Origin of the sequence: Flavobacterium sp. FlaQc-49 (assembly GCF_044005985.1) — a bacterium.
Classification (GTDB): domain Bacteria; phylum Bacteroidota; class Bacteroidia; order Flavobacteriales; family Flavobacteriaceae; genus Flavobacterium; species Flavobacterium cupriresistens.
The window spans coordinates 698,571-719,126 of record NZ_JBIPCS010000003.1 but is presented as its reverse complement, the minus strand read 5'-3'; the positions used below and the strand labels follow the sequence as shown (position 1 = coordinate 719,126).

At 36.9% G+C, this 20,556-nt stretch carries 18 protein-coding genes; 16 read left to right on the top strand and 2 right to left on the bottom strand.

Features of this window, described 5'->3' with window-relative positions:
- The first annotated feature begins 159 nt into the window (after positions 1-159).
- The 8 genes from ACHRV3_RS09420 to ACHRV3_RS09385 all read left to right on the top strand — a co-directional run bounded on the left by ACHRV3_RS09420 (position 160) and on the right by ACHRV3_RS09385 (position 7,572).
- The gene (locus tag ACHRV3_RS09420) at positions 160-711 is read left to right on the top strand and encodes a K(+)-transporting ATPase subunit C (RefSeq protein WP_395434057.1); all 552 of its coding nucleotides are present in this window, start codon (positions 160-162) and stop codon (positions 709-711) included.
- Between the two features lie 72 nt (positions 712-783).
- The gene (locus ACHRV3_RS09415; protein ID WP_395434056.1) at positions 784-1,860 is read left to right on the top strand and encodes a porin; all 1,077 of its coding nucleotides are present in this window, start codon (positions 784-786) and stop codon (positions 1,858-1,860) included.
- A 110-nt stretch (positions 1,861-1,970) separates the two neighbouring features.
- Entirely contained in the window at positions 1,971-3,098 is a 1,128-nt protein-coding gene (locus tag ACHRV3_RS09410; RefSeq protein WP_395434055.1) for a sensor protein KdpD, read from the top strand.
- A 242-nt stretch (positions 3,099-3,340) separates the two neighbouring features.
- Complete coding sequence (locus ACHRV3_RS09405; RefSeq protein ID WP_395434054.1) at positions 3,341-5,062, top strand: ATP-binding protein; 1,722 nt, start codon at positions 3,341-3,343, stop codon at positions 5,060-5,062.
- Positions 5,063-5,313: 251 nt separating this feature from the next.
- Positions 5,314-6,081: a phosphatase PAP2 family protein gene (locus tag ACHRV3_RS09400; RefSeq protein ID WP_395434053.1), complete on the top strand. Its 768-nt coding sequence runs from the start codon at positions 5,314-5,316 to the stop codon at positions 6,079-6,081.
- 284 nt (positions 6,082-6,365) lie between these two features.
- Complete coding sequence (locus ACHRV3_RS09395) at positions 6,366-6,794, top strand: SRPBCC domain-containing protein (RefSeq protein ID WP_395434052.1); 429 nt, start codon at positions 6,366-6,368, stop codon at positions 6,792-6,794.
- A complete protein-coding gene (locus ACHRV3_RS09390; protein WP_047777866.1) occupies positions 6,794-7,114 on the top strand; it encodes a helix-turn-helix transcriptional regulator in 321 nt (106 codons plus the stop codon). Before ACHRV3_RS09395 ends, ACHRV3_RS09390 begins: the two co-directional genes overlap by 1 nt.
- Before the next feature lie 17 nt (positions 7,115-7,131).
- Positions 7,132-7,572 (top strand): DinB family protein, encoded by a 441-nt coding sequence (locus ACHRV3_RS09385; protein ID WP_395434051.1) that lies wholly within the window; start codon positions 7,132-7,134, stop codon positions 7,570-7,572.
- Positions 7,573-7,581: 9 nt separating this feature from the next.
- Here ACHRV3_RS09385 and ACHRV3_RS09380 read toward each other — a convergent pair whose 3' ends face one another.
- Complete coding sequence (locus ACHRV3_RS09380) at positions 7,582-8,358, bottom strand: LexA family transcriptional regulator (RefSeq protein ID WP_047777870.1); 777 nt, start codon at positions 8,356-8,358, stop codon at positions 7,582-7,584.
- A gap of 86 nt (positions 8,359-8,444) precedes the next feature.
- Here ACHRV3_RS09380 and dinB point away from each other — a divergent pair, with 86 nt between their 5' ends.
- From dinB to ACHRV3_RS09355, 5 genes are all read left to right on the top strand, one after another.
- Complete coding sequence (gene dinB / locus ACHRV3_RS09375) at positions 8,445-9,626, top strand: DNA polymerase IV (RefSeq protein ID WP_047777872.1); 1,182 nt, start codon at positions 8,445-8,447, stop codon at positions 9,624-9,626.
- Entirely contained in the window at positions 9,626-12,682 is a 3,057-nt protein-coding gene (locus tag ACHRV3_RS09370) for a DNA polymerase III subunit alpha (protein WP_395434050.1), read from the top strand. Before dinB ends, ACHRV3_RS09370 begins: the two co-directional genes overlap by 1 nt.
- Positions 12,683-12,808: 126 nt before the next feature.
- Positions 12,809-14,200 (top strand): exonuclease domain-containing protein, encoded by a 1,392-nt coding sequence (locus ACHRV3_RS09365; protein WP_395434049.1) that lies wholly within the window; start codon positions 12,809-12,811, stop codon positions 14,198-14,200.
- An 11-nt stretch (positions 14,201-14,211) separates the two neighbouring features.
- Entirely contained in the window at positions 14,212-14,835 is a 624-nt protein-coding gene (locus ACHRV3_RS09360) for an alpha-ketoglutarate-dependent dioxygenase AlkB (protein WP_047777878.1), read from the top strand.
- A gap of 165 nt (positions 14,836-15,000) precedes the next feature.
- Positions 15,001-15,462: a DUF1810 domain-containing protein gene (locus ACHRV3_RS09355; protein ID WP_047777879.1), complete on the top strand. Its 462-nt coding sequence runs from the start codon at positions 15,001-15,003 to the stop codon at positions 15,460-15,462.
- 355 nt (positions 15,463-15,817) lie between these two features.
- Here ACHRV3_RS09355 and ACHRV3_RS09350 read toward each other — a convergent pair whose 3' ends face one another.
- Complete coding sequence (locus ACHRV3_RS09350) at positions 15,818-17,230, bottom strand: APC family permease (RefSeq protein WP_395428008.1); 1,413 nt, start codon at positions 17,228-17,230, stop codon at positions 15,818-15,820.
- A 459-nt stretch (positions 17,231-17,689) separates the two neighbouring features.
- Between ACHRV3_RS09350 and ACHRV3_RS09345 the strand changes: the two genes are divergently transcribed.
- From ACHRV3_RS09345 to ACHRV3_RS09335, 3 genes are all read left to right on the top strand, one after another.
- Positions 17,690-18,448, top strand: coding sequence for a methyltransferase domain-containing protein (locus ACHRV3_RS09345; protein WP_395434048.1), 759 nt, complete (start codon positions 17,690-17,692; stop codon positions 18,446-18,448).
- Between the two features lie 436 nt (positions 18,449-18,884).
- Positions 18,885-19,922, top strand: coding sequence for an alpha/beta hydrolase family protein (locus ACHRV3_RS09340; RefSeq protein ID WP_395434046.1), 1,038 nt, complete (start codon positions 18,885-18,887; stop codon positions 19,920-19,922).
- Between the two features lie 3 nt (positions 19,923-19,925).
- Positions 19,926-20,279 (top strand): alpha/beta hydrolase family protein, encoded by a 354-nt coding sequence (locus tag ACHRV3_RS09335; protein ID WP_395434045.1) that lies wholly within the window; start codon positions 19,926-19,928, stop codon positions 20,277-20,279.
- Positions 20,280-20,556 lie beyond the last annotated feature (277 nt).

Sequence of the window (20,556 nt, the reverse complement as noted above, 5' to 3'; positions counted from 1 at the left end):
AGAAAAAAAACTCAGAAACTTAGTCCCTCAGAACCTTAGAATCTTAAAAAAAAGACTTATTCATATAAAAAAGCTCTGCGCTATAAGTGGCAAGGCACTAAGAAAAAAACTCAGAAACTTAGTCCCTCAGAACCTTAGAATCTTAAAAAAAAACTCAAAATGAAAAATATCTTTTCAATCGTAAAATTCACTCTTTTAATTGTGGTTTTATTCGCAGTCATTTATCCCTTAGCAGTTTACGGAATTGCCCAATTTGCCCCAAATCAAGGAAAAGGAGAAACTATTTCGGTTAACGGAAAAGTGGTTGGTTACCAAAAAATAGGTCAGAAATTCGATAAGTCCAATTATTTCTGGGGAAGGCCTTCGGCTGTAGATTATAATGCTGCAGGAAGTGGCGGAAGCAACAAAGCAGCTGATAACAAAGAGTATTTGTCTTTGGTTCAGAAAAGAATTGACACTTTCTTGATTGTACACCCGTACTTAAGAAAATCTGAAATTCCCGCTGATATGGTTACAGCATCCGGAAGCGGACTGGATCCGAATATTTCTCCACAAGGCGCTTTAATTCAGGTAAAACGTATCGCCAAAGAAAGAAAATTGCCTGAAGAAAAAGTAAAGGCCTTGGTTGAATCTAAAATTAATACCGCTGTTGTTGGACCTTCAACGGTTAATGTTCTGGAATTGAATGTCGCTTTAGATACTTTAAAATAAAAACAACTTCTAAACCTGACAGGTTTTGGAAACCTGTCAGGTTTAAAAATTCGAATACCAAATAAAAATAAAATGAAAAAAATAATACTTACCGCTTTAATTGCTTTTAGCTTTACCAATTTACACGCTCAGGAAACATCCAAAAGTCCGTTTACGTTTTCCGGCTATGTTGAAGTTTATTATAGTTATGATTTTGCAAAACCGGAAGATCATACCCGCCCCGGTTTTATCTACAATTACAACAGAAGTAACGAAGTAAACCTAAATCTGGGTTTAGCAAAAGTGAATTACAGCAAAGAAAATGTCCGTGGGAATTTTGCTTTGATGGCTGGGACATACGCCCAATATAATCTCTCAGCAGAACAGGATTTATTAAAAAACGTATATGAAGCAAATGTTGGTGTAAAAATTTCAAAAAATCATGACTTATGGATCGATGCCGGAATCATGCCTTCCCATCTTGGTTTTGAAAGCGCTATTGGAAAAGATTGTGCCAACTTAACCAGAAGTATTTTAGCAGAAAACTCCCCTTATTATGAAGCAGGAGTAAAAATTGGCTATACCTCCGCATCCGGAAAATGGTATTTGGCCGGAATGTATCTGAACGGATGGCAAAGAATCCAGAAAATAGAAGGAAATCAAACACCTGCTTTCGGGACACAGGTTACCTACAAACCATCGGACAGAGCAACGCTAAACTGGAGTACTTATGTGGGAAATGAACAACCTGACATTGACAAAAAATGGCGCTATTTTAATAATTTTTACGGACAATTTAAACTAACGGATAAAACAAACCTAACAGCCGGTATTGATGTAGGTTCTCAGCAATCGGCTAAAAACAGTAACAAATACGATACTTGGTTTTCTCCTGTTGTAATTCTACAGTACAAACCAACCGATAAAATTCAATTGGCAGCAAGAGGCGAATATTACAGCGATGAAAAAGGGGTAATTATCTCAACCAAAACTCCAAATGGTTTTAAAACTTACGGATTTTCAGCTAACTTTGATTACCTGGTTACCGATAATGTAATGTTTAGAATAGAAGCCAGAAATCTTTCGAGTAAAGATGAAATTTTTACAAAAAATGATCTTCCAACGGATACGAATACGTTTGTGACGACTTCGTTGGCGATTTCTTTTTAGTAAGTATCTGCCACAGATTTCACAGATTAAACGGATTCAAAATCATTTTAATCTGTGAAATCTGTGGTATAAAAAAAACTTTGCGTCTTAGCGCCTTCGTGGCAAACACTATGAAACAGGAAAAAGAAAATAACGCACAACACTTCCTCGATTTAATTCAGAAATCAAGAAAAGGAAAGTTTAAAGTCTATATCGGCATGAGCGCCGGTGTGGGCAAAACGTACCGAATGCTTCAGGAAGCACATTCACTATTGAAAAACGGAATTGATGTGAAAATCGGCTATATCGAAACACACCTCCGGAAAGAAACACATGAATTATTATTTGGTCTGCCCCTGATTCCGAGGCGGACTATTTTCTATAAAGGCAAAGAGCTCGAAGAACTCGATGTACAAGCCATCATCAACCTGAGACCCGAAGTCGTAATTGTGGATGAATTGGCACATACCAATGTAGAAGGAAGCAAAAATGAAAAACGCTGGCAAGATGTTTTAGAGATCCTCGAAGCTGGAATCAATGTGATTTCGGCCGTTAATATTCAGCATATTGAAAGTTTAAACGAAGATGTAAAACGCATTACCGGTATTGATGTACAGGAACGAATTCCGGATAATGTTTTGCGAATTGCAGATGAGGTTGTGAATATCGATTTGACTGCAGAGGATTTAATTGCCCGTTTGAAAGAAGGAAAAATTTATACGGCTGATAAAATTCAGACGGCTTTGACAAACTTTTTTAAATCAGAACAGATTCTGCAGCTAAGGGAACTGGCTTTGAAAGAAGTCGCAAGTCAGGTAGTCCGAAAAGTAGAGAATGAAATACCACAATTACACGCACTGAAACATGAAAGACTTCTGGCATGCATTAGTAGTAATGATAAAACAGCCAAAATTGTAATCCGAAAAGCAGCGCGACTGGCGGGTTATTACAACGGTAGCTGGTGTGTAATGTATGTAGAAACACCTAAAGAAAATCCCATAAAAATCCCTTTAGACAAGCAACGTCATCTAATTAATAATTTTAAACTGGCTACACAATTAGGCGCAGAAGTAATTAAAATTGAACACAAAAACATAGCCGATGCCATTCTAATGACAGTTGAACAAAAACAAATTACAACTGTCTGCATTGGAAAACCACATTTGAATTTATTTAAAGTAATTTTGTCAACAACGATTTTCAGACGTTTATTAAATAGTCTGTCATTATCGAATGTTGACCTTGTTATTTTATCTTAAAAAAAAATAAACCATATAAGTCATATGAACTCGTTCAAGTTTTGTTTTTAAATAACGCTTATATTTACTTACATCACTTATATGGTTCAAAAAAACATAAATCATAAGAATTAAAACCAAATTGAATTTGGCTATTGCAAAAAAAATAAACCATATAAGTCATATGAACTCGTTCAAGTCTTGTTTTTAAATAGCACTTATATTTACTTACATCACTTATATGGTTCAAAAAAACATAAGTCATGAGAATTAAAACCAAATTGAATCTTGGAGTTGGATTGTTATTTTTAATGATCATTATACTTTCGCTAGTGAGTGCCTACTCTGTCTTTTTAATAAAACAAGACACCGAAAATATTCTGGAAGACAATTATAATACGCTGGAATATTCCAGAAATATGATTTTGTCTTTAGATGAAGCTGTAGCAGATACGAATAAATCCATTCATAATTTTAAAGGCAATCTCGAAAAACAAACTCAAAATATTACCGAGCCCGGAGAAAAAGAGGCAACCGATAGCCTCGAAAAGAATTTTGCTCTTTTAGAAAAAAGCAATTCTGATGAAACAGTCAAAAAACAAATCAGACAGAACATTTTTATGATTATGAAATTGAATCTGAATTCAATTAAGCAAAAAAGTGATATCGCCAAACATACCGCCGAAAATGCCAATATACTAATTGCTGTTGTTGGTACCTTGTGCTTTCTGATTGCTTTTAATTTACTGATTAATCTGCCGAATAATATTGCGAATCCAATTAAGGAATTAACACTCAGCATCAAGGAAATTGCAAATAAAAATTATTCCGAACGGGTACATTTCACCAGCCATAATGAGTATGGTGATCTCGCCAAATCGTTTAATACAATGGCGCAGAAACTCGAGGAATACAATAACAGTAACTTGTACAAGCTTTTCTTTGAGAAAAAACGACTGGAAACGCTCATCAATAATATGCACGATCCTATTATTGGTTTAGATAATGAAGGACTGATTCTGTTTGCAAACGATGAAGCCTTGAAAATTGTAGGTTTAAAATCGGAAGATATTATCGGGAAATTGGCTCCCGACCTGGCTTTGTCGAATGATTTAATGCGTTCACTGATTTTAAAAGAACCCGCTAGTGAATTGCAGAAAAAGCAGCCTATGAAAATTTTCGCCAACGGAAAAGAAAGTTATTTTGATAAAGAAACGATTAATATTACGATAACTCCAACAGGGGAAGAAACAGAAATCAATATTGGCGATGTTATTATTCTTCGAAATATTACCCTTTTTAAAGAACTTGATTTTGCCAAAACTAATTTTATCGCAACCGTTTCTCACGAATTAAAAACCCCAATTGCTTCTATAAAACTGAGTCTCCAATTGCTGCAAAATGCTAAAACCGGTGCAATGAATGAAGATCAGAATCAGTTGGTTGAAAGCATTAAAGACGATAGTCAGCGGTTACTGAAAATCACGGGCGAATTACTTAATCTATCGCAATTAGAAACGGGAAATATTCAATTGAATATCGAAAAAAGCAACCCCTACGCTATTGTACATTACGCTACCGAAGCCGTAAAAGTACAAGCCGAGCAAAAGCAGATAAAATTAGTCGTTGAGGCCGATGAAAATTTAAGCGAAGTAAAAGCCGACAGTGAAAAAACGGGCTGGGTTCTGATTAATTATTTATCAAATGCCATTACCTATTCGTCTGAAAAAAGTACCATTATCATCAGACTAAAAAGAGAAAACAACCAAATCGTATTTCAGGTTATCGATACCGGAAAAGGTATTGATGCGAGATACAAAAACAAAGTTTTCGACAAATATTTTCAAATCCCGGGCAGTCAAAAATCCGGAACCGGATTGGGTTTAGCCATCAGTAAAGAATTTATCGAAGCCCAAAACGGTACCATTGGTGTAGAAAGTAATTTAGGCTTGGGAAGTACTTTTTGGTTTTCACTAAACGCCTAGCCTATTGTTTATTACCATTATTATTCTTACATTGTCGTTTCTATTAGCACCATCGGTCTGATTGAAGCTGAGGATTTCTATGCTTCTAAAGTCCTTATCTCTTACTCGGAATTTCATGTATATTTATTCTGTATCCTCCATATAATGCCTCTTTAAAAGCCAGCAGATTAATATTCACTTAAGGTTGAATTAAGCGAAAAATAGTTCCCAAAATCATTCGTTATACTTGCAAATCATAAAGACAATCAGCTATGTTTTACAAAACGATTTCCCTGGTATTGTTATTCGGTGTTTTTTCTGCTACAGCACAAAAAACAGATTCTATTGCTTCAATTGACAGCACGGCATCGCACCATCTGAAGTTCAATTACAAGCAATTGATTATTCCGGGTGTTTTAATTGGCTATGGGGTAATTGGTCTGGAAAGTGATCAGCTTTTAAGTTTTAATTCGCAGATCAACAAAGAAGTTACAGAAGACATCGATCAGAAAATTACCATTGATGATTTCTCGCAATATGCGCCTGCTGCTTCGGTTTATGCTTTAAATGCTTTTGGTGTAAAAGGAAAAAATAACATGCGCGACCGTTCTGTGATCTTTGTGACTTCGTACGTCATTATGGCCTCAACTGTTCTGGGTTTAAAATCAATTGTACACGAAGACAGACCTGACGGAAGTTCGAATAACTCTTTTCCCTCCGGGCATACCGCAACTGCTTTTGCGGGAGCCGAATTTTTATGGCAGGAATACAAAGACAAATCCATTTGGTACGGAATTGCCGGTTATGCCGTAGCCACAGGAACCGGACTTTTTAGAATCTACAACAATCGCCATTGGTTAACCGATGTGGCAGCCGGAGCTGGAATCGGAATTCTGAGTACCAAAATCGCCTATTGGATGAATCCTTATATCACAAAAAAACTATTCGGTAAATCAGCTTCTGAACATAATTCGACTTCGATGATTGCGCCCTTCTACAACGGACAACAATACGGATTAAGTTATGTAAAAGTTTTCTAAACCATAATCCACTTGTAACACTAATGTCAGTCTGAGCGAAGCCGAAGACCCTTCTTGCTAATAAGCCCTTCGACTTCGCTCAGGGGGACACTCCGTTTATCACATATACTCATCAAACTAACACTCATCAAACTAACGCTGTCAGTCTGAGCGAAGCCGAAGGCCCATCATAAACAACTGACATTCAAAGCACTTAAAAACCATTCAACGAAAAAAAACTTCAAAAATATTTGCGTAACTCAAAAGTTACATGTAATTTTACGTAACCTTAAAGTTACTTAATTATGAAAACAGAAATCAAACACAAATGGTTTTACAACCAATCTCCCGAAGAAATCTGGCTTTATTTAACCGATGCCGATTTAATCGCACAATGGATCATGCCAAATGATTTTAAACTTGCCTTGGGACACGAGTTTACCTTTCGCACCAATCCGATTCCGAGTTTAGATCTTGACGGAATTATGCACTGTAAAGTTTTAGAAATCATCCCTAATCAAAAACTGGTTTACAGCTGGACAGCCGGCCCCGGAAATAAGGTAATCACACTTGATACCGTTGTAGAATGGACACTCGAAAAGAAAGATAACGGAACCGAATTACATCTTCTCCACACCGGATTTAAAGAAGCCAATATCTCAATCCTTAACGGAATGACCGACGGATGGCTTAAAATCATGGAAAAATTAGTTAATGCTTTAAATACAAAATAATGTCAATCCCAAATTTTGATGCTTTACAAGTAATTGCAGATCCGAGTCGCAGGCAAATTCTGCAATTACTTACCCAAGAGAGTTACAACATAAATGCTTTGGCTGAAAATTTTGATATGAGTCGCCCTGCGGTTTCAAAACATATTAAAATATTACAGCAGGCCGGCTTTATTTCGATTCAGGAAGTCGGACGGGAACGCCATTGTATTTTAAACCAAAAAGGATTTAATGACGTAAAAGCGCTGATCAGTCATTTTGATCAATTCTGGGAAAATAAACTCAGTAAACTGGAAACTATTTTAAACAAAAAGAAAGATTAATTTCAAAATTAAAAATCATGCAAAAAGAAATGCTACTTGCTCTTTTAGATCAAAACCGATCCAATTGTTATGCTACTTTTAAAAACATAAGTGCCGAAAACATTCGTTTCAGATTGAATGAAAAAACAGCTTCTGTCGGATTCATTTACAGACATATTGGAGAAACTGCCCTTATTTTAGGCCAATCTTTCGGGATTGAAACCAACGTAGAGAACACGACCATAGGACAATCCGACACCGGAGAAGAGTACGATCTGCAAACAAGTCGCGCCCTTTTGGAACAAGGATACCAAGCACTCGAAGCTGTAATAGAAAATTCTTCGGACAAAGATTGGTTTGAAGAAACAGAAGCTCCTTTTTTGGGAACGGTATCAAGAATCAGACTATTGTCTATCATTCTTTTTCACAATTCACATCATTGCGGGCAAATTGCTTCGGCTATTGTAAAAGGCAATTAACCTAAAACTTTAACTCCCACTCAGAGTATTACTTTTAATCTCCATGACTTCCCGTTTCACCTCCAAAAGCAATTCTTTCATACTCTGAGTTTCTGTTAATTCATGACGTTTATCGCTGCGGCCAATATTGCATTCGTATTCCCAAATTTCCAAAATATCAGAAGCTTTGACTTCATAATTGGGATAAAAACGATTATCGGATTCTAAAACCAATGCATTTTTTTTGTTTTTATTCAGGCGTTTGTACACCATACCTTCATTTTTGGTAATCAGGATATAGGTTTTTCCATCCAACACCTCTCCCAGCCTTTCTACATATCGGCCAATGATAATACTTCCGTCTTCATGTGGCGGCATCGAATCTCCTTCTACCGGAAATCCTCTGTGTTTTCCTGGTCCCAAAAAAGGCAATGAAATTTGCTGCAAATTTTCGATATACTCCGGATCTGAATAACCGTTTAAATAACCAGCCTTGGCTTTTTGGGTGACAATTTCGATATAATTTTCTCCAAAATGATCCACCTGAATGGGTAAAATAAGTCGGTTGCCTTCCAGTTTTATCAAATTTTCAATATCAATTTTGCGGATATCAACAGACAATAACAAATCAATACTGGTATGAAAATATAAAGCAATCAGCTTTAAGATATCGTACGGCGCTTCAGAAGTTCCGTCTTCATATTTAACATATCTTCCTCTTGTGATACAAAGGTTTTCCGCAAGTTTCTCCTGCGAAATTTTATGCTTTACCCGTAGGGCCCTGATATTATCTGAAAATAAAGACATAATTTATTTTGTTATAATTTGGAACAACAAATATAATCATTTTTGTTACAACCTGTACTAATTTTGTCTTATTCAAAAACAAAAAAATGGCACGGGCAATTGTACACATGGATTTGGACACTTTTTTTGTGTCCTGCGAAAGGCTCACCAATTCTCAATTAGAAGGTATTCCGCTAATTATCGGTGGCGGTGACCGTGGTGTGGTTGCTTCCTGCTCCTATGAAGCACGTCATTTCGGAGTTCGTTCTGCCATGCCCATTTATATGGCGATGAAACTCTGTCCGCAAGCCAAAATCATCAAAGGGGATATGGAATTATATTCTCAATTATCACATAATGTTACTCAGGTAATTCAGGAAAAGGCGCCCATTATGGAAAAAGCCAGTATCGATGAATTTTATCTTGACATCACCGGTATGGATCGTTTTCATGGAAGTTATAAATGGACCAACGAACTGGCGCAAGCGGTCAATAAAGAAACGGGACTTCCCATTAGTTTTTCTTTATCTGTCAATAAAACCGTTTCTAAAATTGCAACCGGAGAAGGCAAACCAAAAGGAAATTTAGAAATTCCGGAACATGAAGTACAAGCCTTTTTAAATCCATTATCGATTCAGAAAATACCGATGGTTGGTAATGTAACTTTTCAGCTCTTATCCCGAATCGGAATTCGCACGATACAAACCCTCTCCGAAATGCCCGCCGAAGTACTGCAACGCATGATCGGAAAAAATGGTCTGGACATCTGGAAAAAAGCAAACGGCATTGACAATACTCCGGTGGAACCTTATTCTGAAAGAAAATCGATTTCTACCGAACATACTTTTTCTCAGGACACGATCGATATTCCAAAATTGAGAAGAATACTGATGGGAATGGTCGAAAAACTGGCTTTTCAACTCCGTTCTGAACAATGGTTAACCTCTACAATTACGGTTAAAATACGTTACGCCAATTTTGACACCGAGACCAAGCAATGTAAAATCGCCTATACGTCAGCAGATCATATTTTAAATAAAAACGTAAACGATTTATTCGATAAAGTTTATCAGCGTCGTATGCGTCTTCGCTTGATTGGCATTCGCTTTAGCGGACTCGTTCGCGGCACCTATCAAATTGATCTTTTTGAAGACACTCAGGAAATGTTGTCTTTATATGCCGCTATGGATAAAATGAAAAGCCGTTATGGTTTTGATGCCGTTATGCGTTGCGCCGGAGCGTCTATCAAACCCAACACTAAAAATGAAATTCTAAAACGCCACCTCTAATGTATCTCAACTGTCATTCTTTTCATTCGCTGCGTTATGGCACTATTTCTCTTGAGAAACTTCTTGAGCAGGCCGTCGAATGCAATGTAAAAGCCATGGCACTTACCGACATTAATACTGTCACCGGAATTTATGATTTTATAAAAGGCTGTGAACCAAAAGGTATAAAACCTTTAATTGGTATCGAATTTCGTTCACAACATCAATTGCGTTATATCGGTTTGGCAAAAAATGCAGACGGTCTTGCAGAAATGAATCGGTTTTTGACGGCACATAATTTCAGCGGAGAATCTTTACCTCAAATTGCACCCGAATTTAAAGCTGTCTTTCTTATCTATCCTTTAGAAAATGCTCCTGCTGTTCTTCGCGAAAATGAATTTATCGGAATTCGACCTGAAGATTTACCAAAGCTTTTTCTAAAAGAATGGAAAACTAAAATCCAAAAAATGGTTGTTTTACAGCCCGTAACTTTTCAAACCAAAAAAGAGTTTAATCTTCATAAAATTTTACGTGCCATAGACACCAACAACATACTGTCTAAACTTACTGAGGCTGATTATTGCAGCACTTCTGAAGTAATGTTTCCTCTTTCGTCCCTTTTATCTGCTTATGACGATTATCCGGAAATTATTGCCAATACACAAAGGGTTATTGACGAATGTAATTTCACCTACGACTTTAAAACTCCAAAAAATAAAAAGTTTTTTACTACCGATCGCAAGACCGACTTTGCTTTACTAACGGAGCTGGCGCAAAAAGGATTGATTTGGCGCTATGGCGAAAATCATACTTTGGCAAAATCACGCATCGAAAAAGAACTCAAAGTAATTGACGAACTGGAATTTAGCGGTTATTTTTTAATCACCTGGGATATCATACAATACAGCAACAGTCAGGGTTTTATGCACATTGGCCGTGGTAGCGGTGCCAATAGTATTATTGCTTATTGTTTAGGTATTACAGATATCTGCCCGATAGAATTGGATCTTTATTTTGAACGCTTTTTAAACCTCAACCGTAAAAGTCCTCCCGATTTTGATATCGATTGGAGCTGGAAAGAACGCGATATCATTCTTCACTATATATTCGATAAATACGGCAGGGATCATGTGGCTTTTTGTGGTACTAATGTCGAATTCAAATACCGCTCTATATTTCGCGAAGTGGGTAAAGTATTTGGTCTTCCAAAAGAAGAACTTGACAAACTCGCCAAAAATCCAATGAATCTGCACGAACCAAATTCAATTGTAAAATTGGTGCAGGAATACGGTATGCTTCTCGAAAAATATCCCAATCAACGTAGCATGCACTCTTGCGGAATTATCGTATCCGAAGAACCGATAACAAACTACACGCCTCTGGAAATGCCTCCAAAAGGATTCCCCATTGTTCTTTTTGACATGCATACAGCGGAAGATATTGGTTTTGAAAAATTTGATATTCTAAGCCAGCGTGGTATTGGTCATATTGATGACAGTGTGAAACTTATTGAAAAAAACAGAGGCATTAAAGTTGACATTCGCAACACCGCTATTTCTAAAGACGAAGCCGTTTGCAATACTTATCTGGCTCAAGGAAAAACCATTGGTTGTTTTTATATTGAAAGCCCAGCCATGCGTGGTTTATTGCGCCGTTTGAATTGTGATACGTATAAAATTTTGGTGGCCGCCTCCTCTATTATTCGCCCCGGTGTAGCACAATCCGGAATGATGAAAGAGTATATTTTTCGCCACAATCACCCCAATCAGTTTGAGTATTTCCATGAGGTATTTAAAGAGCAGCTCGGAGAAACCTACGGTATTATGGTGTATCAGGAAGATGTGATTAAAATCGCCCTGCATTACGGAGGTCTTCCTGCTGCCGACGGAGATATCCTGCGTCGTGCCATGTCCGGTAAAGGCAGATCTAAAACAGCACTACAAAAAGTAAAAGACAATTTCTTTGCCTGTTGTGCCCAAAAAGGGCATCCTCAGGCGCTTAGTGAAGAAATTTACCGTCAGATTGAATCTTTTGCGGGTTATTCTTTTTGTAAAGCGCACTCCGCTTCTTATGCCGTAGAAAGTTATCAGAGTTTGTATTTGAAGGTTAATTATCCTATCGAATTTATGGTGGCGGTAATCAACAATCAGGGTGGTTTTTACAGAACCGAAGTTTATGTACACGAAACACGTATGTCGGGAGCAACGATTGAGAATCCTTGTGTCAACAAAAGCGATTACCAAACCACTTTATATGGCACTGCTGTTTATTTAGGTTTTATGCATCTGGAGCGTTTAGAATCAAAAATAACCTTACTCATCATATCCGATCGTGCTAAAAATGGCGATTTTACCTCTTTGGAGGATTTCATCAATCGCATTCCAATTGGTTTGGAAGGTATTAAAATTTTGATTTTTATTGGTGCTTTTCGCTTTACAGGAAAAACCAAAAATCAACTTCTGGTTGTGGCCAGTTTGCTTTTAACGAATTTCAAACCCGAAAACAGAAGCCTGATGCTCTTGCAGGAACCAGCCAAAGAATACAAACTTCCGACTTTGGAACGTTCTTTTTTTGAAGATGCTTTTGATGAAATAGAGCTGCTGAGTTTCCCCGTTTCCTGTTCTCCTTTTGATTTATTGCAAACCAAATACCGCGGTGATGTCATGGCCAAAGATCTTGTGGTTCATCATAAAAAACAAGTCCGAATGTTGGCGTATTTAATTTCAAGAAAACACGTACCCACTAAAAAAGGAGCTATGTATTTCGGAACCTGGGTGGACAATGAAGGAACTTATTTTGATACGGCACATTTTCCGGATAGTCTGATCCAGTACCCGTTTCAGGGTGGAGGTTGTTATTTGTTATTAGGTACTGTAGAAGTTGATTATCACTTTCCGACTATTACCATTAACAAAATGGCTAAAATGCCTTTTATTCCTGATCCGCGTTACAGCGATTCGAAAGAACATCAGTTTAAAACTCAAAATCAAATTAAAGAAGATATCAGTAATACGCATCGAAAACCTTATCCGCAGGAACATGAAATTCATTTGCCGCGACATCGAATGAAATTTTAAAACAGGAAAACCATTATTTTTTTAACAGATAAAAATATAGTCTTTGTAACGCTCACTTATTCAAATAAACATAGCGCCACGTATTAAACATCTAAATAACACAAGAAGAATTTACGTTTTATAAAAATGAAAAAGCAGGAATATGCCATAGTAGATATCGAAACCACCGGCGGTAATGCCAGCGGCAGTCGCATTACAGAAATTGCCATCGTTATTCATGACGGCATAAATGTAATCGACCGTTATGAAACACTTGTAAATCCTGAAAGAGAAATACCGGATGCCATTTTTGGACTAACAGGAATCAATAACGAAATGGTAGCAAATGCACCTGTCTTCGATGCTATTTCAGATAAAGTACTGGAAATGCTTACTGATCGTATTTTCGTGGCACACAATGTCAACTTTGATTATTCGTTTGTACGGCACCAACTTGAACAAGCGGGATTCAAATGGACAGCAAGAAAACTATGCACCGTTCGCGCAGCACGAAAAATCAAACCCGGATTAAGTTCGTATAGTTTAGGCAATCTTTGTAATTCATTAGATATAGTTCTAGAAAACAGGCATCGTGCCGGCGGAGATGCAGATGCTACTGCCCTTTTATTTTCTTTACTACTTGAATGGGACGATGCCGGAGAAATAGAAAAAATGATTCTAAAAACGGCACAAGACCAACGTTTACCTCCCAATCTGCCTCCCGACGATTTTACTCAATTACCGGAAAAACCGGGAGTCTATTATTTTTATAATCAGGTAAAAAAAGTCATTTATGTAGGTAAAGCCGTGAACATAAAAAAACGTGTTGCTTCTCATTTCAGTGGGCATAACATTAACTCGCAAAGGCAAAATTTCCTGCGGGATATTTACGGGATTTCTTTTGAAATTTGTGCCACTGAATTAATGGCGTTGCTTTTAGAATGTACCGAAATCAAACAATTATGGCCCACCTACAATCGGGCATTAAAACGTTTTGAACCCAAATATGGCCTTTATCAGTATGAAGCCCGAAATGGTTATAAATATTTAGCAATCGGTAAAGTCAACAAATTTCAGGTTTGTACTTATGAATTTAACAGCCTTTATGATGCCATCAACTTATTGAGAAGTTTATCTGAACAATTTAAAATCGATCAGCGCTTTTGTAAATATTCAAAACCTGAAGAGGGTGTGGTTTTTCAAAATAATGACATTGAAGACTCCCCTGACGTCTCACTGCACAACGAACAAGTTGACAATGCAATTGATTTTTTATTAAACCAAAGACCCAGTTTCGCCATTATAGACAAAGGCAGGTCTACTGACGAGCGCAGTTGTATCTGGGTTGAAAAAGGGCACTTTTACGGTATGGGATATATTCCTTCAGACGCTTCCATTACAGAACCATCAGAAGTCAAAAATTATGTTACACCTTACAAAAGCAATCAATACATTATGCATTTAATTTTTGCTTACGCAGAAAAGCACCCGAATAAAATTCTATTTAACAAACAGTTCTCAAAACAAGCTTTATCTTAAAAAATTGAGTCATGACACTATTTAACGATACCGAATTATTTACTTCAGGCCTTCGCGGAAAAACCGTATTTGACCTGCCTGACTGCGAACTGATTCTGATTGATAATTTTTTCAGCAAAGAAGAATCGGATCAATATTATGAAAAACTGCTTCATCAAACCAAATGGAGAGAATATGAAATGGAAATGTTTGATAAAACCGTTACGGCACCCAGAATGATTGCCTGGTATGAGGATAAAGAGAATAAGGGCGCAGACCCAAAAGGCCCGGACTGGTCTTATGATTTATTGAGCATCAGAAGCCGGGTAGAAAAAGAAACCCAACTTGACTTTAATAGTCTGCTCCTTAACTTGTATCGAAACGGTAACGACAGTGTAGCGTGGCACAGTGATAAAGAACACCATACCGGTTCAAATCCAATTATTGCATCAGTGACTTTTGGAGATACCAGAATGTTTCGCTTGCGTCATAAGTTTAGAAAAGACATTGGTCAGGTGGAAATTCCATTACATCATGGTTCCTTTTTGTTAATGGCGGGAACCACAAATAGTTTTTGGCAACATCAGGTTCCCAAGACAGCCAAAAACGTATTACCCCGAATCAATCTGACTTTTAGAAGAACCTTCCGAAAGTGATGATTATGACCCAATAAAGTAAATAACAGGCTTTTTTACACGTGCATTAGCGTAAGAGATACCTTCCTTCAAAAGTTAAAACGCACACTGTATGAAGCTTTTACTAGATAAACCCGATTTTTTTTGTACTTTTGCAACCCTTTTTTTTATAAATAAAATACCAAAATGGCTTATTCAAACAATGATTTAATGCGCTTTTTAGATGCGCAAAACAAACTTTATCTTACTGCTCTTTCTGAGATTAACAAAGGGAAAAAAGAAACCCACTGGATGTGGTTTATCTTTCCTCAAATCAAAGGATTAGGCAAGAGCGATACTGCAAATTATTATGCCATTAACGACCTGAAAGAAGCGGCTGATTTTCTGGAGCATCCTATATTAGGGAAACACCTTATCGAAATTTCAGAACTATTATTAACGTATAATAGAAAATCTGCCGAAGCTATTTTGGGAGACTTAGATGCTCGCAAATTGCGTTCTTGCATGACACTTTTTTTCCTGGTAGAAAATACGAATCCTATATTTCAGAATGTATTGGATGCTTTTTTCTCCGGCGAAATGGATCCTTTTACAATGTCTATTATTAATTCAACAATAAAATCGTCTGTTGAGCCTGAAGTAGTTTAAGCTACTGCGACAATTGATCATTTGATTTAAACGACACTATCTTTTCTTAAAGTAGTGTCGTTTTTTTTTAGTTTCTAAGGTACTGAGGTTCTAAGATTCTGAGCTGCTGAGGTAAAAGCTTTGTGTCTTTGCGAACAAAAAATTGCGCTCCTTAAAAAAAGCCTTGCGAACCTTGCGGTTAAATTTCTCGCAAAATCGCAAAGTCTTCCACTTGAAACCTGAAACTTCAAACTTGAAACTTCAAACTTGAAACTTCAAACTTGAAACTTGAAACTTGAAACCTGAAACTTGAAACTTGAAACCTGAAACAAAAAAACTCAGCATCTCAGCATCTCAGAACCTCAGCAACTCCTAGCTAAACCTCTTTCGGTTTCGTCAAATAGTACACCGGAATTCCAATTAACATAATCAAGATTCCCCAGCCACAGGTTGAGAATTTTGTGATTAATAGCGAAATACAAATGGCAGTCGCAATTACAATATACAGCAGTGGTAAAAACGGATATCCAAACGCTTTATAAGGTCGCTCTACGTCTGGCATTTTTCTGCGTAGGATAAAGATTCCGTAAATCGTTAAAATATAGAAAATCAAAACGATGATAATTACGAAGTCTAATAAATCGCCATATTTCCCTGTCAAACACAAAGCCGAAGCCCAGAAACATTGCGCCCAAAGTGCCCATTCCGGAACACTGGATTCGTTTAGAACAGCTGCTTTTTTGAAGAACAGACCATCATTTGCCATCGTATAATAAACTCTTGCACCAGCCATAATCAATCCGTTGTTGCAGGCAAAAGTCGAAATCATAATCATGATTGCGATAATCAATGTTCCGATATCTCCAAAAATATAATCTGAAGCTACAACGGCTACACGATCTGATTTTGCTGTTGCAATTTCGTTAAGCGGAATTACAGCCAGATACATCAAATTGGTTAACACATAAATAATCGTCACTATAAAAGTTCCAAGGAACAAACTGAAACCAACGTTACGTTTTGGGTTTTTAATTTCTCCTGCAATAAAAGTCACCCCATTCCAAGCATCACTTGAAAATAAAGATCCTACCATCGCCGCAGAGATACCGGTAATCAAAGTCGTTCCACCAATCGGAAGCCATGAGCCTGTTTCGGCATTATAAGCACGTGTGGTCCAGGCATCCGCCCAGTTGGCATCCCAAACCGAAGCTTTCGCTGCCAGCGTTAATCCAAAAACGATTAAGCCCAACAAGGATAAAATTTTGATAATCGTAAGAACCGTTTGCAGAATCTTTCCGTTTTTCACTCCACGGCTATTAATATACGTCAATAAAATAATGGTGAAAATGGAAACAATCTGAGCGGCATTGAGTTTAAAAGCCCCCAATGTAAACAATACGTTTTCGTCACTCAAAGGTTCATAAAGATAGGCTGCAAACTTAGAGAAAGCCACTCCTACCGCAGCAATTGTTCCGGTTTGTATGACAGCAAAAAAGCTCCAGCCGTACAGAAACGCAATCAATTTATTGTATGCTTCTTTCAGGTATACATACTGTCCTCCCGCTTTTGGAAACATAGCACTCAGTTCGCCATAACTCACAGCCGCAATAACTGTAATTAATCCTGAAAGCAGCCAAATCAGTGTCAGCCATCCGGCAGAACCTACTTGTCTGGTAATATCAGCACTTACTATAAAAATTCCTGACCCGATCATAGAACCTACCACAAGCATGGTTCCATCTAATAATCCGAGTTCTCTTTTAAAATGTTCTTGGTTGTCTTCTTGCATTATTCTAATTTTTGGTTGGTTAAAGATATACTTTTTTTGGAAATCTTGGATTTAAGATTTGAAATTGCTCATTTTAGATTGTCGGCAATTGCTTATTCTTCTACAACTTCCGGTTTACTTATAAAAAACCACAAGTTAGATACATACTCTTAAATTATTTAGGACTTCTTTTTCTAGAGATCAGTTTCTAAGTCTTTAAATCATAATTTTTGCGTTTTTTTCTCGCAGATTTTGGAGATTTTGGAGATTTTTTTGTTTTATCTGCTAAAATCTCCAAAATCTGCGTGCGCCATTTTTTATAGTCCATACCTTAATAGTAGCGCGATATTATACAAAAAAAAATAAAAATCAAACGCAGGCAGCTAGCTCCTCTAAAAAAATAACAACTTTGATTTCAATAGCCCTTTCCCTAATACAATTTAATTCGTAGTTTAGTTTAACATCTTAAATAGAAAGCACATGACCTGGGATCCAAGCAAATACAACGAATTTAAAGAAGACCGTTACAAACCATTTGGAGACCTCACCAGCCATATCGTTGACAGACCCAATCTCAAAGTTATTGATTTAGGTTGCGGTACCGGTGAATTAACCCAAAAGCTGTCTAATCAACTTACGGATCCTGTTGTACTTGGAATCGACTCTTCTGCTGAAATGCTGGCAAAAGCACCTCATCAGGAAAATATACTATTCAGACAATTTTCTATTTCAGAACAACTGGAACAGGAAACTAAATGGGATTTGATCTTTTCGAATGCAGCCTTACAATGGGTCGATCATCATGAGGAACTTTTCACCAAAGTAATATCCCGTATTAACTCAGGCGGACAATTGGCCATACAGATGCCACAGCAAACCGAAAATGTATTGAACAAAATTTTACTGGATTTAATACAGGAAGAACCTTATGCTTCTTATTTAAATCATTGGACACGTCCTTCTCCGGTTTTGACTTTGGATCAATATGCCAAAATCCTTTTTGATAATGGCGGGAAAAATTTGGTTTTATATCAAAAAGTATATCCGCTGATTTCAACTCAGCAGGATTCCTTTTTTGACTTTATTTCGGGCTCTGCGCTCACGGTTTATCAAGAACGCCTGAAAGACTGGGAATTTCAGGAATTATCAAATGAATTCAAGAGACGAATTAATCTCTATTTTCCGGCAGCTCCTTCAATTTATGCGTTCAAACGATTGCTTATGTATGCGACTTTTTAAGGAAATAGCGATGCTTTACTACTTTTAAAGGGATCAAATTCAAAAGTTGCGGGGAAGTGAAAATCTCGCAGAGTCGCAGATTCGCAAAGTTTTAATTAAAAAGTAGAAAAAAAAATGTGACTCCATGATATATCGAGAGCCCCAAAGTGAGAAAGTGGAAAACAGAAAGGTAAAGCTTAAAATAAGAAGATAAACTTTGCGCCTTGGCGTCTTTGCGAGAGCGTTAAAGCGAGAATTTGGGAAATAGCGACTTAAAAAACAGCGATGAAAAAGTATAAGATGCGCTACTTCTAACAAAATGGAATTTCTAAAAATCACTCCACAACTTTTGGATTTGATCCCTTCTAAATTGTATTAAAAAATATACCGCTCATATATTTCTTTACTGTAAATTCGTATTCTTATAAAACCAACCATAAAACCATCTTATTAAATCATGAAGAAATTACTTCTATTATTACTTGCTTTTAGTAGCATAACAACTGTTTTTGCGCAAGATATCACCGGGCAGTGGAACGGAATTTTAAAAGTGCAGGGGACACAATTAACCGTTGTTTTTAATGTAAACAAAAACGAGAACGGATTTAGCTCCACTATGGACAGTCCGGATCAAAAAGCAATCGGAATACCTACCACCTCAACCAGTTATGAAAATTCGACTTTGAAAATTGCCTTAGCTAATTTCCGAATTGAATATGAAGGTGTTTTAGGGAAAGACAATACTATTACAGGAATTTTTAAGCAAGGTGGACAATCTTTTCCATTGAATTTATCCAAAGAAAAAATTGAAAAAGAAAAGCTCGTGCGTCCTCAGGAACCCGTAAAACCATTTCCGTATTATAGCGAAGATGTTGTTTTTGAAAACAAGTCAGCCGGAATAAATTTAGCCGGAACTTTGACATTACCGAAAAAAGAAGGCGTATTCCCTGCCGTAATTTTAATCAGCGGAAGCGGACCACAAAACAGAGACGAAGAACTACTGGGACACAAACCTTTTCTAGTATTATCGGATTACTTAACTAAAAATGGCATTGCCGTTTTACGTTTTGATGACCGAGGAACTGCGGCTTCAAAAGGAGATTTTAAAACGGGAACTTCATTAGATTTTTCTACAGATGTCGAAGCCGGAGTTCAATTTTTGCTTTCCAGAAAAGAGATCAATAAAAAGAAAATAGGATTAGTGGGACATAGCGAAGGCGGGTTAATCGCTCCTATCCTTGCCAGTAAATCCAAAGACATTGCTTTTATCGTATTGATGGCAGGGCCTGGATTACAAGGCGATCAATTGCTTCTACTACAGCAAAAATTAATAGCAAAAGCAGGAGGAGCTTTTGATTCTGACATTGAAAGAACAAAAATCATTAATCAAAAAACTTTTGAGATTGTAAATAAGTATAAGGACCCACAGGAATTAAAAACGCAGCTAACAACTTATCTAACCGAAGTATCCCAAAATAATCCGGACAAACCCTGAAGTATGACCTTAGAAGATTATGTCAATTTACGAGTTGCTCAAGTAACAAATCCATGGATGGCTTATTTTTTAAGATACAATCCCGAACCGGTATTAGAAAAAGTGAAGTGCCCTGTTTTAGCCTTAAACGGAGAGAAAGATTTACAGGTCGCTCCTAAAGAAAATTTAGAAATCATTCAAAAGGCACTTGCAAAAGGGGGCAATAAAAAGGTAACTATAAAAGAGATCCCAAATTTAAATCACCTGTTTCAGGAATGTCAAACGGGTTCTCCCGATGAATATTCAAAAATCGAACAAACCTTATCACCAATTGCAATGAACGAAGTCCTGCAATGGATTAAAGTGCAAACGAAATAACTTCCTACATAAAAAACCAGAAAACTGCAAATTCACCATTTGCAGTTTTTTTTTGGCCCCAACTGAACCACGATGGTATTGCAAAAGATCATAAAAACAAACCAAAAGATTAAACAAAAAAGGTTACAAAACAGGAATTTTAAGTGATAACCTCTCTTATCAGTCTTTATTTTTAGGTTTATTCTTCAAATTTTATTCCATACAAAAAAATCTTACACTTAAATAAACAATAAACTAAAAACCAACCAGTTACATGTAAATAAATTAAACTAAATAT